Source organism: Pseudonocardia ailaonensis, assembly GCF_039531635.1.
Lineage (GTDB): Bacteria > Actinomycetota > Actinomycetes > Mycobacteriales > Pseudonocardiaceae > Pseudonocardia > Pseudonocardia ailaonensis.
On record NZ_BAAAQK010000028.1, the window covers coordinates 394,325 to 409,366 of the forward strand.

Here is a 15,042-nt window from a genome sequence, read left to right on the forward strand (position 1 = left end):
CGCGACACAACGCAGAGGTGGCGCCCGCGTCGATCACGCGGCGGCGATCGTTCCGAGGGCCACGTGGCTGCGGGACGTACGACACGCAGGTGACGCTCGCGCGGATCACTCGGCGGCGAGCCCGCCGAGGGCGAGGCGGCAGGGCGGCGGCGGGAGAGTGGGAGGGCCGCGGCGCGCTCCGGTGACGCTCGAGGCGGCCGCGGAGGGGCGCCGGAGGGGGACACTCCGGCGGGAGACGTGCACGGTGCACGGACCTGACCGGGCCGGCGTGTGGCTGGGCTGCGACAGCCACACGGCTCCGGCCGCGGCGAGCGGGTCGTGCTCCCGGACCGGGTCCGGGTGAACGCGGGTCGGGCGGCCCGCCGCGGGGGCGTGCGGCGCTGCTCGACCTGTCGGCCCTGGGCCCCGTGGAAGGGGCGCGGGCTGCGGACGCGGACCGTGGGGCGCTGCCGGTCCGGCCGGCTCGCGCCGTCCGGGTCAGCTCCGCCCGACCGAACGGCCCTGCTCGACCGATCGGCCCGATCCGGCCCTGGTGAGGCCCAGGTGAGGCCCAGGTGAGGCCCCTGGTGAGGCCTAGGAGACCAGGCCGCGGCGGAAGCCGTGCGCGACGGCCTGGGCGCGGTCGCGGACACCGAGCTTGCGGAACAGCCGGCGTGCGTGCGTCTTCACCGTGTCCTCGGACAGGTAGAGCTCGCGACCGATCTGCCCGTTGCTCTTGCCCTGGCTCATCCCGCGCAGCACCTGGAGCTCGCGCTCGGTGAGCTGCACGCCGGGGTCGGCGGGCGCCCGCGGCGTGGGGACCGCGGTGGAGGCGAGGGTGTGGGCGAGCGCGGCCACCAGCTCGGGACGCGAGGCGTCCCAGCGGAGGTAGCCCCGGGCACCGCCGGCGATCGCGGCGGCGATGCTGCCCGCGTCGTCGGGGGCTCCGAAGACGATGACGTTCGCCTGGGGGTGTGCGGCAACCAGTCGCCTGGTGGCCTCCACACCGGTGGGCACCGCGCGCTGGGTGCCGACCAGGACGACGTCGACCGGCTGCCGGGAGAACCGGGCCAGCAACTCGTCCCCGTGGGCGACGCAATCGATCCGGTGCACCCCCGGCACCGCGGACATCACGCGGGTCAGACCTTCGCGGACGCTGCGACGATCGTCGCAGATGAGTACCGTCGTCACGACGATTCCTTCCTGCAGCTTCCTGCAGCCGGGTGATGTGTCACCCTCCGCATCGGCGAGTGACCGGATCACCTTGACACGATCAGGGCGACTTTGTGCCCTCCATTCGAGACCCTTGCGCCGAGTGGCACTCGTCATGTGGGTGACTAGGGACCGAATGGAGTAATTACGTTACCGCGAGCCTCCGCTCACCCGTGCACCACTCCCCCCATCAGGCGCCGCCCCACGCCCTCGGATCGGGCCCGGATCACGCTCAGCGTGACGTCCGCGGCGTGTCGTCGGCGTGCCGCGTCGTTCGGCGCACCGTTCGTCGATCGGAGCAACCATTCGGGCCGCCGATCGTGGGGGTGCACCGACCCGTTCGGACGGTCCGACGGTCGCCCGCTGCCGCCGGACGGCGGCCGGCCCACTCCGGCCGTGTCGATCACTTCGAGGGGCGACGCGGGGGTCACCGGAGTCAGATCCGCGGCGGCCTTCAGCGCGGCCCAGGCGAGCGGGAGGAGTCCCGCGGCGACCGCGTCCCGGGCCACGGCGTCGAGGGTCCCCAGGGCGGCGGCGAGGGTCGGGTGCGGGGCCTCGGCGGCGACGTCCTGATCTCCCGGGTCCCTACGGGCGCCTGCCCCGGTCGCCGGCGCTCCCGCCGCCGACGCCTGCGCGGCCGCCACCGCGTCGACCACCCCGACGAGCAACGCCGACTTGATCCGGTGCCGGAGCGACCCGAGCGCATCGGCCCCGACGAGCGCCTGCGCGGCGGCCCGGCGGGCGGCGCGCAGATCGCCCTGCGCGAGCGCGAGCTCGGCCCGGACCCAGCCGAGCCGGACGAGGGAGCGGCGACACCCCGGCACTGCGCCTGCCCGGCCGTCCGAGCCGGACAGAGGCCGGCGAATCACCTCATCGTCGCTGGTCAGAGGGCGTCTCGCGCCCGTGATGGCGAGAGCCTCCGCCCGCGCCAGGAGGGCGGTGGCACGGGGGAACGAGCCCTGGCCGAGGGCGTCGGCGGCGAGGCCCACGAGGGCGTCCGCCAGCGCGGAGAGGGCGTCGGCCTCCGCCACCCCGGACAGCCCTCGGGGCGTCCCGTCCGGGCCCGTCGGCGGGAGCAGCGCGGGCGTCGCGGCCACCGTCTCCCCCGCCGGACCCCCGGGTCGGTCCCGGCCGCGCAAGACCGCCGTCGCCAGGGCCGCAGCGGCCCCGTCGAGGCGTTCGGCGGCCGCGTGGCCGCCCCGCTGGCGCAGGTGCGAGGCCCGGGCGACGAAGGCGTGGGCACGGATCTCCGGCGGCGTCCGCGGGTCTCGCAGGAGCCCCTCCAGGAGGGCGGCGGCGGCCGCGAAACGACCTTGCCCACCGAGGGCCACGGCCGCCGTCCAGCGCACCGCGGGATCCGTTCGACCGTCCCCGTGGACCGACACGCCGGGGCGAGAACCGAACGCGGCCTCGCTCACGAGCCTGTAGCCCATGTGAGGGGATCCGTTCGCGCCGAAATCGGCCTATCCACTCACACGGACTAGTTCGTGTGAGTGACCCCGAGCAGGCCGCCGAGAGTGTCGGCGGCGTCCCGGAGGGAGTCGAGCCGACCGACCTCCGGCGGCAGGGGCGTCGTCGTCCAGCCCGGCCCTGCGGCAAACGAGCGGAACCGGGGCCGGGTACGGGGCAGCGCCGCCGGTACCGCCGCATCGGCGGTCGCCGGATCCTGCGCCCAGAGCACCACCACGGACGGCGCGATCCGGCGCACCGCCGCGACCAGGGCGTCGACCGGCAGGTTCGCGCCGAGCGGCCGGTGGGGGATGCCTCGCTCGGCCAGCACCGCACCCAGCGCGACGAGCGGGAGGTAGTGCAGCTCACCCGGTGCGCCCGCGAGCAGGACGGGCCGGACCGGCACCGGCTCCACCCGCTCCGCCGCGGCCAGCCCCCGGGCCGAGAACACCGCCGTCACGGCCTCGCTGACCAGGTGCTCGATCTCCACCCCGGCCCCGGTGGACTCCCAGCGCGCGGCGATGGCCCCGAGCACGGGCCGGACCACGTGGTTCCAGGTGTACTCCAGCCCCTCGGCCTCGACCGCCTCCGCGACCAGCCGGCGCACGGCCGTCGCGTCCATGGCCAGTGCCGCCCGGCCGATCCCGCGGGCCCGGCGGCCGGCGCCGGACAGCCGCAGCGCCCATCCCCCGGGCCGCCCGAGATCGTCCCCGACTCCCGGCTCGCAGTCGGGCTCCTCGCGATCCGGCCCCACCTCGCGATCCGGCCCCACCTCGCGATCCGGCTCCGCCACCACCGGCAGGGTCGGGGCGGTCGCACCGGTCCGGGCGTGGCGGGCCGCCTCCGCCGGGGTGGCCCCGGCCATGAGCGCCCGCTGCATCACCTCCAGCCGCGCGAGGTCCTCCGGGCCGTACCGCCGGTGCGTCCCCGGGGTGTGCGCGCCCGGCCCGATCCCGTACCGGCGGTCCCAGGTGCGCAGCGTGGCCGGGGCGATCCCGAGCCTGCGGGCGACCGCGGCGACCGTGAGCTGCGGCGTCTCCGGCGTCACGGCCCGGACGGGGGGAGGCGCGGAGGGCCGGGTCATCCGACCATCGTCGGCGGTAGCCCGCCGGGCGGCAACCCGACCACACCCGATGCCCGAAACCCTTGAACAAGGTTTGGCGCGGTTCTAGGGTGGGCATCAGGCTGCCGAGCAGCAACGCGTCCTCGAACGGATGGTGATCACGGTGGCGGACATCAGGCGACTGCCGGGCCCGGTGGCGGAGTTCTACGACTGGCAGCGTCACGGCGCCTGCCGCGGGATGGACTCCGGCTTCTTCTTCCATCCGGAGAACGAGCGGGGCCCGGCGCGGACGAACCGCGAGCGGCGGGCCAAGGAGATCTGCGCGGCCTGCCCCGTCATCGAACAGTGCCGGCGGCACGCGCTCGAGGTCCAGGAACCCTACGGCGTGTGGGGCGGCCTGTCCGAGCACGAGCGGGACGCGATCGTCCGCGACAGCAGCCGGACGCTCCGCATCCAGCACGTGTGAACGCCGAAGGGCGGGAGGCCGAAGCCTCCCGCCCTTCTGCCCTACAGGTCCGACTCAGTGAAGGTCGGACTCGGTGCAGGCCGAGCTCAGTGACCGTGCCCGTGACCACCGGCGGCCGGAGCGGCCGGGGCCTCCTCGGGCTTGTCGACGACGGCGCTCTCGGTGGAGAGCACCATCCGCGCGATCGACGCGGCGTTGACCACGGCGCTGCGCGTGACCTTCACCGGGTCGATGACGCCGTCGGCCAGCAGGTCCGAGTAGGCGAGGGTCGCGGCGTTGAAGCCCTGGCCCCAGGCCTGGTCGGCGACCTTGGCGGTGACGACCGCGCCCTCGAGGCCGCCGTTGGTGGCGATCCAGAAGAGCGGGGCGCTCAGCGCCTTCTTGACGATCGCGACGCCGGTGGCCTCGTCCCCGGTGAGCTGCAGCTCGTCGAGGGCCTTCGCGGCCTGGACCAGCGCGGAGCCGCCGCCGGGGACGATGCCCTCCTCGACCGCCGCACGGGTCGCCGCGACGGCGTCCTCGATGCGGTGCTTGCGCTCCTTGAGCGCGGTCTCGGTGGCCGCCCCGGCCTTGATCACCGCGACGCCGCCGGACAGCTTCGCCAGCCGCTCCTGGAGCTTCTCGCGGTCCCAGTCGGAGTCCGTCGACTCGATCTCGCCCTTGATCTGGGCGATCCGGGCCTGGACGGCGTCCGCCCCGCCGCCACCCTCGACGATGGTGGTGGCGTCCTTGGTGACGACGATCCGGCGCGCCGAGCCCAGCAGGTCCAGCCCGGCCTCGGACAGCTTGAGCCCGACCTCCGGGTTGATGACCTGACCGCCGGTGGCGGTGGCGAGGTCGTCCATGAACGCCTTGCGGCGGTCGCCGAAGAACGGCGACTTGACCGCGGCGACCTTGACGGTCTTGCGGATCGAGTTGACCACCAGCGTGGACAGGGCCTCGCCCTCGACGTCCTCGGCGATGATCAGCAGCGGCTTGCCCTCGCCGAGCACCTTCTCCAGCAGCGGGAGCAGGTCCTGGATGGAGCCGATCTTGTCGCGGTGCAGCAGGATGTAGGCGTTCTCGAGGACCGCCTCCATCGACTCCGCGTCCGTGACGAAGTACGGCGACAGGTAGCCCTTGTCGAACTGCAGGCCCTCGGTGATCTCGAGCTCGGTGGAGAGCGTGGAGCCCTCCTCGACCGTGATCACGCCGTCGTTGCCGACGGAGCCGATCGCGTCCGCGATCAGGCGGCCGATCTCCTCCTCGCGGGAGGCGATGGTGCCGACCTGCGCGATGTGCTCGGCGCCGTTGACCGGGGTGGCCTTCGACAGCAGCCACTCCGAGACCTTGTCGGCCGCGGCGGCGATGCCCTTGCCCAGCGCGGTCGGGTTGGCCCCGGCCGCGACGTTGCGCAGGCCTTCCTTGACCAGCGCCTGCGCGAGCACGGTGGCGGTGGTGGTGCCGTCGCCCGCGACGTCGTTCGTCTTGGTCGCGACGGTCTTCGCGAGCTGGGCCCCGAGGTTCTCGAAGGGGTCCTCGAGGTCGATCTCGCGGGCGATGGTCACGCCGTCGTTGGTGACGGTCGGTCCACCGAACTTCTTGTCGATGACGACGTGCCGGCCACGCGGGCCGAGCGTCACCTTCACGGCGTCCGCGAGCTGGTTCACACCACGCTCGAGCGCACGCCGGGTGTCCTCGTCGAAGCTGATCTGCTTCGCCATCAATGCCTCTCTCGGTCAGGAAAGGGACCCGCCCCGGGGGCCCGGGGGCCGCCGGGGCGGGATCACACGCGAAACGTCGTCAGTTGACGACGGCGAGCACGTCACGCGCGGAGAGGATCAGGTACTCCTCGCCGTTGTACTTGACCTCGGTGCCGCCGTACTTCGAGTAGATGACGACGTCGCCCACGGCGACGTCCAGCGGGACGCGGTTGCCGTTGTCGTCGATCCGGCCGGGGCCGACCGCGAGGACCTTGCCCTCCTGGGGCTTCTCCTTCGCGGTGTCCGGGATGACGATGCCGGAGGCCGTGGTGGTCTCGGCCTCGCTCGCCTGGACGACGATCTTGTCCTCGAGCGGCTTGATGTTCGCCACGATGACCTCGCCTTTCTGGTGTGTCTGTCCGTAGTGAGTCCACTGACAGCCGACCAGGGGGCCCCGCCGTCGCGGGTGCCGGGGCATCCCGACCTGAACTGTGCGCTGGCACTCTACCCACGAGAGTGCCAGACCCTCAACAGGCTCGCCACCGTAGTCTTCGGGCATGCCTTCCGTTTCCGGAATCGAGGTCTCGGCGCTCTGTCTCGGGGCCAACGTCTTCGGCTGGTCGGCGGACGCCGAGCAGTCCTTCGCGGTGCTCGACGCGTTCGCCGGGGCGGGCGGGACCTTCGTCGACACCGCCGACTCCTACATGTGGCGCGCGCCCGGGAACTCGGGCGGCGAGTCCGAGACGATCCTCGGCGACTGGATGGCCGCCCGCGGCAACCGCGACGCCATGGTGATCGCGACCAAGGTCGGCAGCTGGCCCGAGCGGCCCGGCCTCGGCGGGGAGAACATCAAGGCCGCGTGCGAGGACTCGCTGCGCCGGCTGCGCACCGACCACATCGACCTGTACTACGCCCACCGCGACGACCCGGACACCGCGCAGGAGGAGACGCTCGACGCCTTCGACTCGCTGGTGAAGGAGGGCAAGGTCCGCGCCGTCGCCGCGTCGAACTTCTCCGCCTCGCGCCTGCGCTCCGCGCTGGAGATCTCCGACCGGGACGGCCTGACCCGCTACGCCGCGCTGCAGCCGCACTACAACCTCATGGAGCGGGCGGACTACGAGGCCTCCCTCGCGCCGCTGCTGGAGTCCGAGGACATCGCGTGCTTCCCGTACTACGCGCTGGCCGCGGGCTTCCTCACCGGCAAGTACCGCGCCGGTGAGACCGTCGACTCGGTCCGGGCCGCGGGCGCGTCGAAGTACCTGGACGACCCGCGCGCCGGCGGCGTCCTCGCCTCGCTGTACGAGATCGCCGAGGGCCACGGGACCACCCAGGCCGCCGTCGCACTGGCCTGGCTCGCCTCCCGGCCCACGGTCACGGCCCCGATCGCCAGCGCCCGCACCGTCGAGCAGCTGGAGGGCATCCTCCCCGCCCTCACCCTCACCCTGACCGACGACGAGCTCCGCCTCCTCTCCCACGTCAGCTCCTGACGCCCGCCCCCAACCCCGCGAGTCGGCACTTCTCGTAGGCCGAAACACACGCTGACGACGTGTCGGCAGCGTGTGTTTCAGGCTCCCGGCTCGGCTCGATGGCGGGCTGCGCCCGACGCGCCGACCCGCGGGGTCAGGGGACCAGGATCTCGGTGACGGGGAGGCCCGAGTTCGCTGGGAGGTGCAGGTCGGAGGGCTGCGCACCGGTGTGGACGAGGTGCGCGCCCAGTGCGGCGACCATGGCGCCGTTGTCCGTGCACAGGCCCGGGCGGGGGACGCGCAGGCGCAGGCCCGCGGCGGTGCAGCGCTCCTCGGCCATCTCCCGCAGCCGCGAGTTGGCCGCGACCCCGCCGCCGAGCAGCACGGTGTCCATGCCGAACTCCTTCGCCGCCCGGACCGTCTTCATGGTCAGCACGTCCGTGACGGCCTCCTGGAACGAGGCGGCGACGTCGGCGACCGGCACCTCCGCACCGGATCGCTGCAGCGCCTCGACGTGCCGGGCCACCGCCGTCTTCAGCCCGGAGAAGGAGAAGTCGTACTTGGCGTCGCGGGGGCCGGTGAGCCCGCGCGGGAAGCGGATCGCGGTGCGGTCGCCCTCGCGGGCGGCCTTGTCGATCCACGGCCCGCCGGGGAAGGGCAGGCCGAGCAGGCGCGCGACCTTGTCGAAGGCCTCGCCGGCGGCGTCGTCGATCGTGGCACCGAGCGGGGTGACGGGCCCGGCGAGGTCCGGCACCGCGAGCAGGCTGGAGTGCCCGCCGGAGACGAGCAGCGCGAGCGCGGGCGGCAGCGGCCCGTGCTGCACCGTGTCGACGGCGACGTGCGCGGCCAGGTGGTTCACGCCGAACAGCGGCACCTCCCACGCCGCGGCGTAGGCCTTCGCCGCCGCGACCCCCACGAGCAGCGCCCCCGCGAGCCCCGGGCCGGCCGTGACGGCAACGGCGTCCACATCGGCCCCTTTGAGGCCGGCGACCGACAGGGCCCGGTGCACGGCCGGGACCATCGCCTGCAGGTGCGCCCGCGAGGCGACCTCCGGGACCACGCCGCCGAACCGGGCGTGTTCCTCCACACTGGACGCGATCTCGTTCGCCAGCAGCTCCGGCACGCCGGCGTCCGACATCCGGACGATCCCGACCCCGGTCTCGTCGCAGGAGGTCTCGATACCGAGGACGATCGTCACCGCGGGTCCCTCTTCATCGTGTAGGCGTCGGCCATGCTCGGCCGGTAGTAGCGCTTGCGCAGCCCGACGGTCTCGAACCCCGTCTTCTCGTAGAGCCCGATCGCGGCCGCGTTGTCCGTGCGGACCTCCAGGAACACGGTGGCGTGCACCTCGTCCGCGACGCCGAGCAGCGCGTCGAGCAGCGCCCGGCCGATGCCCTTGCCCTGGTGGGCGGGGTCGACGCCGATCGTGTGCACCTCGGCCTCGGCCTGCGGCGGCCCGGCGGTGAAGCCGAGCCCCGCGTACCCGACGAGCTCGCCCTCGATCCGGGCGCCGAAGTACGGCAGCCCGCGCGACACCTCGTCCCGGAAGGCCTGCGCCGACCAGGGATCGTCGCCGGGGAAGAGCACCTTCTCCAGCGCGGCGCAGCGTTCGGCGTCCGCCCGGTAGAGCGGGCCGATCACGAGACGGCCTTCCGCTCCCCCGGCGGGACGGCGTCGGGCCGGCGCAGGTAGAGCGGCTCCAGCGGGCCGGGGACGGCCGTGCGATCGGCGGCGAGGTCGGCCGTCGCGACCAGGCCGGCGGGCGTCGGGGTGGCCGGCCCGCGGACGGGCAGCCCGAACTGCTCGACCATGGTGCCGGCGGCCGCGACCAGCCCGAGCCCGGGCAGCCGCTCCGCGAGCGCCGCCGGGCTCTCGACGGACGGACCGGTCAGCCGCAGCCCCTCGGCCTCGTACGCCGCCCAGTAGACCTCGCGGCGCCGCGCATCCGTGGCGACCAGCAGGTTCCCGGTCAGCGTCCCGGCCGCGACGACGGTCGCGGCGATCGCGTCCAGCGAGCAGACACCGTGCACGGGGATCCCCAGCGCGTCCCCGAGCGCGGCCGCGGTGACCATCCCGACCCGCAGCCCGGTGAACGGACCCGGCCCGGCCCCGACGACGACCGCGTCGAGGTCCTTCAGGGTCACCCCGGCCTCCCGGCACGCGGCCTGCACGCCCGGCATCAGCAGCTCGCCGTGCTTGCGCCCGTCCGTGTCGGTGTAGACGGCGAGCTCCCGGCCGTCCCGCACCACTCCGGCGGTGACGGCGGGGGTGGAGGTGTCCAGGGCCAGCACGAGCACGACGCCGAGCCTACGACCGGGCGCTCACCAGTCCCGGAGGAGGTCGGGGAGCTCGGCCAGGCGCTGGATGATCCCGTCCGGTTCGACGTCCACCGGGACCTGCTGCGCGACCGGGATGTCGCTGTGCGGCACCAGGACCGCGCGCATGCCGACGCCCTTCGCGCCGCTGATGTCGTCGTACGGGCGGTCCCCGACGTAGACGCTCCGCGCGGGGTCCGCCCCGCCCACCGCGGCGAGCGCGGCGTGGAAGGCCTCGGGATGCGGCTTCGTGTACTCGAGGTCGCTGCTCCAGGTCACGCCGTCGAACAGCTCCAGGACGCCGTCGCGGCGCAGCCACTCCTCGTGCCACTCCCCCGGCCACATCGTGGACGACAGCACGCCGAGCCTGATGCCCCGCTCCTTGAGCGCGCGCAGCATCGGCGCGGCCTCGGGATCGGTGTGCGTGGCCTGCACCCAGAACTCGCGGTAGGCGTCCAGGGCCTCCGGGTGTCGCTCGTGCGGGTCGACCGCCGCGTCGGCGAAGACGTGGTCGAGGTGGAAGGCCGCCGCGCCCTCCTTGACCGAGGCCCAGCGGGCCAGGTCGGCCGCCGCCAGGGCCGTGGCCACCTCACGGGCGAGGGAGGGATCGTCCGCGTGCCGGATCGCGGCGTAGGCCTGCCAGCCCGCGTGGAAGTCCATGGTGAGCCAGGGCGTGAGGGTGCCGCCCCAGTCGAAGATCACGGCGTCGATCACGCCCGTACCCCCACCCGCTCGGCCCGCGCCTCCCGGACGTCGTCCGCCCGGCGCTCGAGGTGCACCAGCACGTGCGACTCCGCCAGCCGCTCCGCCACGCCCTCGCCCCACTCGACGGCCACGACCGCCTCGGTGAGGTCGGTGTCCAGGTCCAGGTCGTCCAGCTCGTCGGCCACGGAGCCGACCATCCCGAGCCGGTAGGCGTCGACGTGCACCAGCGGGACGCCCGGCCCCTCCGGCAGCGGCCGGTGCTCGCGGGCGATGACGAAGGTCGGCGAGGTGATCGGCCCGGCCACCTTCAGTCCCCGCGCCAGCCCCCGGACCAGCGCCGTCTTGCCCGCGCCGAGCGGCCCGGACAGGACCACGAGGTCCCCCGCGGCGAGCTCACGGCCGAGCTCCTCCCCGTAGGCCTCGGTGTCCGCCGGCTCCGGCAGCTCGACCACGGTGTCCCAGCGCATCAGGCTCTCCTCTTCCGGCCCGGGGCCCGCCGGGCCGGTGCCGGGATCCGGGCGGCCGAGCGGCGGATCAGCCCCTCGAGCGCATCCTCCACCTCGGCGCGGCGCTCCAGCATCGGCAGGTGCCCGACGCCCTCGAAGGAGATCATCTGCGCCGACGGCAGCTCCGCCGCGATCCGCTCGCCGTGCGTGTACGGGATGACCTCGTCCTTCGTCCCGGCCATCACGAGGACCTCGCAGCCGGCCAGCGCGGGCAGCGCCGCGATCCGGTTGTGCGTGCCCAGGGTGTCGACGAAGTCCGTGAGCGCGTCGACGGCGTTGGCGCTGATCATGGTGTCCACCAGGTCGACCAGGGCCGGGTCCACCTTCCGGTCGCCGAAGGCGAAGCGGCGGGTGATCCCCCAGATGACGTCCGACAGCATCCGGCGGCCCTGCTGCACCAGCTTCGGCTGCAACCGGGCCAGCCCACCGATCCCCCTGGTCAGCGGGTTGTAGCGGGAGAGCAGCGAGCCCGGCAGCCCGGCGCTGCCCATCTCCCCCGCCGACGTCGAGATCAGGGCGACGCCGAGGACCCGCGAGTCGAACAGCTCCGGATGCTGCTCGGCGAGCGCCATCAGCGTCATCCCGCCCATGGAGTGCCCGACGAGCACGAGCGGACCCTCCGGCGCCAGCGCCCGCAGCACGGCCTCGAGATCGCGGCCGAGCTGCTCGAGCGTGCAGGTGTCCCGCGGGGCGCGCTCGGAACGGCCGTGGCTGCGCTGGTCGTACAGCACGGTGCGGACCGCGGGATCGACGAGCGCGGGCAGCGACTGCCGTTGGAAGAACCACGTCCGCCGGTCCAGCGCGAAGCCGTGCACGAGCACGACGGTGAGCCGCGGCGGGCCCTGCTGCGGCGGGATCTCCTCGCAGGCCAGCCGGATGCCGTCGTCCGCCATGACGGACGACGAGGTCGGCGCCGGCTGCGCGCCCGGCTGCTCCCCGCGGGAGTCCAGCTCGCCGGCCAGGCGCCGGCGGTCCCGTGCGAGCTCGCGGCGCCGGTGCGTGGCCACCCCGACGCCGACGGCGGCCCCGGCCGCACCCGCGACCCCGCCCGCGACCCCGAGCGCCTGCCAGGCTCTGCGGCTGACCACGCTCACTCCCCCGCCCCGTCGAGACCTGCGCCGGACCCGGAGTACGTGCGCCGGACCCGCGCGCCGTGCACCCCGGTCGCGATCTCGTAGTGGATCGTGCCGAGCTCGGTGGCCCAGTCCTGCGCGGTGGGGCCACCGCCGGCCCCCGCGCCGAACAGGACCGCGACCTCGCCCTCGGCCACCCGGTCGTCCCCGCAGTCGACGACGACCTGGTCCATGCAGACCCGGCCCACGACCGGCCGCACGGCCCCCGCCAGGTGCACCTGCATCCGGCCACCGGTGTTCAGCCGCCGCGGCACGCCGTCCGCATAGCCGACGGGGACGAGCGCCAGGGTGGTCTCGCGGGGGGTGGTCCACTCGTGCCCGTAGGACACGCCCTCGCCCGCGGCGACCCGCTTGACCAGCGCGACCCGGGCGCGGAGCTCCATCGCCGGCCGCAGCGGGGACTCCGGCACCGGCCGGTCCAGCGGGTCCAGCCCGTAGACGGCGATCCCGGGCCGGACCAGGTCGTAGTGCAGGTCCGGCCGGGTCATGGTGGCCGCCGAGTTCGCGAGGTGCCGGATCGGGGCGAAGCCGCGCGCCCGGGCCAGCTCCCAGGCCTCCTCCAGCCGCCCCTTCTGCAGGTCGATCGTCGGATGGTGCGGCTGGTCCGCGTAGGCGAGGTGCGACCAGACGGCGACGACCTCGACGGCCTCGCCCGCCTTCTCCACCGCGTCGAGCAGCTCGGGCCAGTCCGCGGGCGGGCAGCCGTTGCGGGACAGCCCGGTGTCGATCTTGAGATGCAGCCGGGCGTGCCGGCCCGCCCGCCGCGCCCCGTCGAGCACCGCGGCGAGGTGCCGCACGGAGGCCACCGACAGGTCGACGCCGGCGGTGACCGCGGGGGCGAAGTCCTCCGCCGGCAGGTGCAGCCAGGACAGGACCGGGGCCTCGATCCCGGCGGCGCGCAGCTCGAGCGCCTCCTCGAGCGTGCACACCCCCAGCCAGCTCGCGCCGGACCCGAGGGCGGCGCGGGCGACCTGTACGGCGCCGTGGCCGTACCCGTCCGCCTTGACGACGGCCATCGTCGCCGCACCGGACGCGGCCCCCGAGAGGTACCGGACGTTGTGGCGGATCGCCTCCAGGTCGACGTGCGCCTCGGCGCGGGGCGGCGGGTGGCGGGGGAGCTCGGGCACGTGACGATTCTGGCATCCGGTGACACCCCCGGCCGGGCCTCGACGGCCGACCTCACCCCGTGAATCTTCCGCAGCCTCGTGACCTGCGCCGATGTGTCAGCGAGCCTGTGGACAACCCGCCTCGCGCACCCGCCGGATCGCCTCGGGAACCGCCGCCTGCAGCGCCGACGCCGAGGCCGGCACCCCCGGCCGGCCGAGCGCGGAGCCGGCGGGCCCGGGCAACCCGTGGGCCGCCAGGGAGGCGGCGAGGGCGTGCACGTGGGCCGCGCACCCGGCCGCCCACCAGGGCTCCAGCCCGGCGGCGAGCAGCGCGCCGAGGATCCCGCTGAGCACGTCCCCGGACCCGGCGGTGGCCGCCCACGCGTCCGTCGACGGGTGCACGAGGGTTCGCCCGGACGGATCGGCGACGACCGTGGCGTTGCCCTTGAGCAGCACCGTCACCCCCAGCTCGGCCGCCGCCCGGCGGGCCGCGCCGATCCGGTCCGCACCCACCTCCCCGGCGATCCGGGCGAACTCGCCGGCGTGCGGGGTCAGCACGATCGGCCGCCCGCGGACCGCGTCCCGCAGAGCCTTGTCCCCGGCGAGCAGCGTGATCGCGTCCGCGTCGACACAGACGGGGACGTCCCTTGCCAGCACGGCCTCCAGCAGGGCGCGACCGGCGTCGTCCGTGCCGATGCCGGGCCCGACCGTCCACGCCTGGGTGCGGCCGGCCTCGTCGATCGTGTCGGTGGCGACGATCTCCGGCCACCGCGCCCGCACCCCGTCCGCCGCGGAACCGGCGAACCGGACCATCCCGCTGGTCGCGAGGGTCGCGGCGCCCGCCGCGAGCACGGCGGCACCGGGGTAGGTCGCGGAGCCGGCGGCGATCCCGACCACGCCCTGGGTGTACTTGTCGTCGGCCGGACCGGGGATCGGCCAGCGGGCGCCGACGTCGGCCGCCTCGAGCACCCACGCGTCGGGTTCGCCCAGGTCGAGCCCGATGTCGACGAGCTCGACGGGACCGCAGCGCGGCGCCGCGAGGACGTGCACCGGCTTGCGGGCCCCGAAGGTCACGGTGAGCGCGGCGTCGACCGCGGTGCCCTCGACGAGCCCCGTGTCCGCGTCGACGCCGCTCGGCAGGTCCACCGCGACGACCGGGACGCCGGCCGCGGCCGCCACCAGGGCGTCCGCCGGGGGCCGGAGCCCGCCCCGGCCGGAGATCCCGACGATCCCGTCCACCACGACGTCGGCAGATCTCACGATCTCGAGGGCGGCGGAGGCGTCCACGACCCTGCCCCGCGCCCGGCGGAACGCGGCCAGCCCGGTGGCGTGCGCCCGCTCGGGGGCCAGGAGCACGGCGGTGACAGCGGCCCCGGACCGGCGCAGCTCGGCGCCTGCCCACAGGGCGTCTCCCCCGTTGTCCCCGGCCCCGACCAGCAGGACCACCCGTCTCCCCGTCGTCGACACGAGGAAACGCCGGACCGCCACGGTGAGACCGTGGGCGGCCCGGCGCATCAGGGCGTCCTGCGGGAGGCGATCGAGCAGCGGTCGCTCCGCGGCCCGGATCCGGTCAGCGGTCCATACCCCGTACACGGGTGCCGACCGTAGGCGCTCAGACCTGGTTGATGTCGAACTTGACGTCCTTGCCCTCCACCGCGGTGACCTTCGCCACCACGTCGAACTTCTGGTCCGGCATCACGACGGTGCAGGTCAGGGTGGCGCCGACCTTCGCGTCGAGGTCGCTCGGGCAGGTGACCGACGTCGGCGCGGCCTGCAGCTGGTCCTGCACGGCGCTGGTGATCTGGGACTTCACGTCGTCGGCGGCGACGCTGTAGCTGCAGGCGCTGAGGCCCAGGAGCAGGCCCCCGGCCGCGACCAGTGTGCCGACGGTGCGGGCGATCCTGGCGTTCATGACGTCCCTCTCTGCTGGTGTTCGGGCTGCTCAGAACGCTATTCGTGG

The 15,042-nt window shown here is 74.7% G+C and carries 16 protein-coding genes; 2 read left to right on the forward strand and 14 right to left on the reverse strand.

Annotated features, from left to right (window positions below; genetic code table 11):
- Positions 1-573 precede the first annotated feature (573 nt).
- The 3 genes from ABD324_RS34225 to ABD324_RS34235 form a co-directional block, all read right to left on the reverse strand.
- Positions 574-1,170: a response regulator transcription factor gene (locus ABD324_RS34225; RefSeq protein WP_037046231.1), complete on the reverse strand. Its 597-nt coding sequence runs from the start codon at positions 1,168-1,170 to the stop codon at positions 574-576.
- A gap of 188 nt (positions 1,171-1,358) precedes the next feature.
- Positions 1,359-2,624 carry a hypothetical protein gene (locus tag ABD324_RS34230; RefSeq protein ID WP_344426990.1) on the reverse strand — a complete coding sequence of 422 codons (1,266 nt, stop codon included), beginning with the start codon at positions 2,622-2,624 and terminating at the stop codon, positions 1,359-1,361.
- 47 nt (positions 2,625-2,671) lie between these two features.
- Positions 2,672-3,724, reverse strand: coding sequence for a MerR family transcriptional regulator (locus tag ABD324_RS34235; RefSeq protein WP_344426993.1), 1,053 nt, complete (start codon positions 3,722-3,724; stop codon positions 2,672-2,674).
- Between the two features lie 142 nt (positions 3,725-3,866).
- Here ABD324_RS34235 and ABD324_RS34240 point away from each other — a divergent pair, with 142 nt between their 5' ends.
- Positions 3,867-4,169 (forward strand): WhiB family transcriptional regulator, encoded by a 303-nt coding sequence (locus ABD324_RS34240; protein WP_344427568.1) that lies wholly within the window; start codon positions 3,867-3,869, stop codon positions 4,167-4,169.
- Between the two features lie 86 nt (positions 4,170-4,255).
- Here ABD324_RS34240 and groL read toward each other — a convergent pair whose 3' ends face one another.
- Positions 4,256-5,872: a chaperonin GroEL gene (gene groL / locus ABD324_RS34245; RefSeq protein WP_344426996.1), complete on the reverse strand. Its 1,617-nt coding sequence runs from the start codon at positions 5,870-5,872 to the stop codon at positions 4,256-4,258.
- A 79-nt stretch (positions 5,873-5,951) separates the two neighbouring features.
- Positions 5,952-6,245 carry a co-chaperone GroES gene (gene groES / locus ABD324_RS34250; protein WP_093077482.1) on the reverse strand — a complete coding sequence of 98 codons (294 nt, stop codon included), beginning with the start codon at positions 6,243-6,245 and terminating at the stop codon, positions 5,952-5,954.
- 163 nt (positions 6,246-6,408) lie between these two features.
- On the opposite strand from groES, the gene ABD324_RS34255 reads away from it, so the two are divergent.
- Complete coding sequence (locus ABD324_RS34255; protein WP_344426999.1) at positions 6,409-7,338, forward strand: aldo/keto reductase; 930 nt, start codon at positions 6,409-6,411, stop codon at positions 7,336-7,338.
- 133 nt (positions 7,339-7,471) lie between these two features.
- Here the strand turns inward: ABD324_RS34255 and tsaD are convergent, their stop codons facing one another.
- The 9 genes from tsaD to ABD324_RS34300 all read right to left on the reverse strand — a co-directional run bounded on the left by tsaD (position 7,472) and on the right by ABD324_RS34300 (position 14,994).
- A complete protein-coding gene (gene tsaD / locus ABD324_RS34260) occupies positions 7,472-8,515 on the reverse strand; it encodes a tRNA (adenosine(37)-N6)-threonylcarbamoyltransferase complex transferase subunit TsaD (RefSeq protein ID WP_344427002.1) in 1,044 nt (347 codons plus the stop codon).
- Entirely contained in the window at positions 8,512-8,958 is a 447-nt protein-coding gene (rimI, locus tag ABD324_RS34265) for a ribosomal protein S18-alanine N-acetyltransferase (protein WP_344427005.1), read from the reverse strand. Before rimI ends, tsaD begins: the two co-directional genes overlap by 4 nt.
- Positions 8,955-9,614: a tRNA (adenosine(37)-N6)-threonylcarbamoyltransferase complex dimerization subunit type 1 TsaB gene (gene tsaB, locus ABD324_RS34270; protein WP_344427008.1), complete on the reverse strand. Its 660-nt coding sequence runs from the start codon at positions 9,612-9,614 to the stop codon at positions 8,955-8,957. Before tsaB ends, rimI begins: the two co-directional genes overlap by 4 nt.
- Before the next feature lie 24 nt (positions 9,615-9,638).
- Positions 9,639-10,346 (reverse strand): HAD family hydrolase, encoded by a 708-nt coding sequence (locus ABD324_RS34275; protein WP_344427011.1) that lies wholly within the window; start codon positions 10,344-10,346, stop codon positions 9,639-9,641.
- Complete coding sequence (gene tsaE, locus ABD324_RS34280; protein ID WP_344427014.1) at positions 10,343-10,804, reverse strand: tRNA (adenosine(37)-N6)-threonylcarbamoyltransferase complex ATPase subunit type 1 TsaE; 462 nt, start codon at positions 10,802-10,804, stop codon at positions 10,343-10,345. The genes ABD324_RS34275 and tsaE overlap by 4 nt, the downstream gene beginning before the upstream one ends.
- The gene (locus ABD324_RS34285) at positions 10,804-11,931 is read right to left on the reverse strand and encodes an alpha/beta fold hydrolase (protein ID WP_344427017.1); all 1,128 of its coding nucleotides are present in this window, start codon (positions 11,929-11,931) and stop codon (positions 10,804-10,806) included. Before ABD324_RS34285 ends, tsaE begins: the two co-directional genes overlap by 1 nt.
- Positions 11,932-11,933: 2 nt before the next feature.
- Positions 11,934-13,103 (reverse strand): alanine racemase, encoded by a 1,170-nt coding sequence (gene alr / locus ABD324_RS34290; protein WP_344427020.1) that lies wholly within the window; start codon positions 13,101-13,103, stop codon positions 11,934-11,936.
- A 96-nt stretch (positions 13,104-13,199) separates the two neighbouring features.
- Positions 13,200-14,675 carry an NAD(P)H-hydrate dehydratase gene (locus tag ABD324_RS34295; RefSeq protein ID WP_344427023.1) on the reverse strand — a complete coding sequence of 492 codons (1,476 nt, stop codon included), beginning with the start codon at positions 14,673-14,675 and terminating at the stop codon, positions 13,200-13,202.
- 19 nt (positions 14,676-14,694) lie between these two features.
- The gene (locus tag ABD324_RS34300; protein WP_344427026.1) at positions 14,695-14,994 is read right to left on the reverse strand and encodes a DUF4333 domain-containing protein; all 300 of its coding nucleotides are present in this window, start codon (positions 14,992-14,994) and stop codon (positions 14,695-14,697) included.
- Positions 14,995-15,042 lie beyond the last annotated feature (48 nt).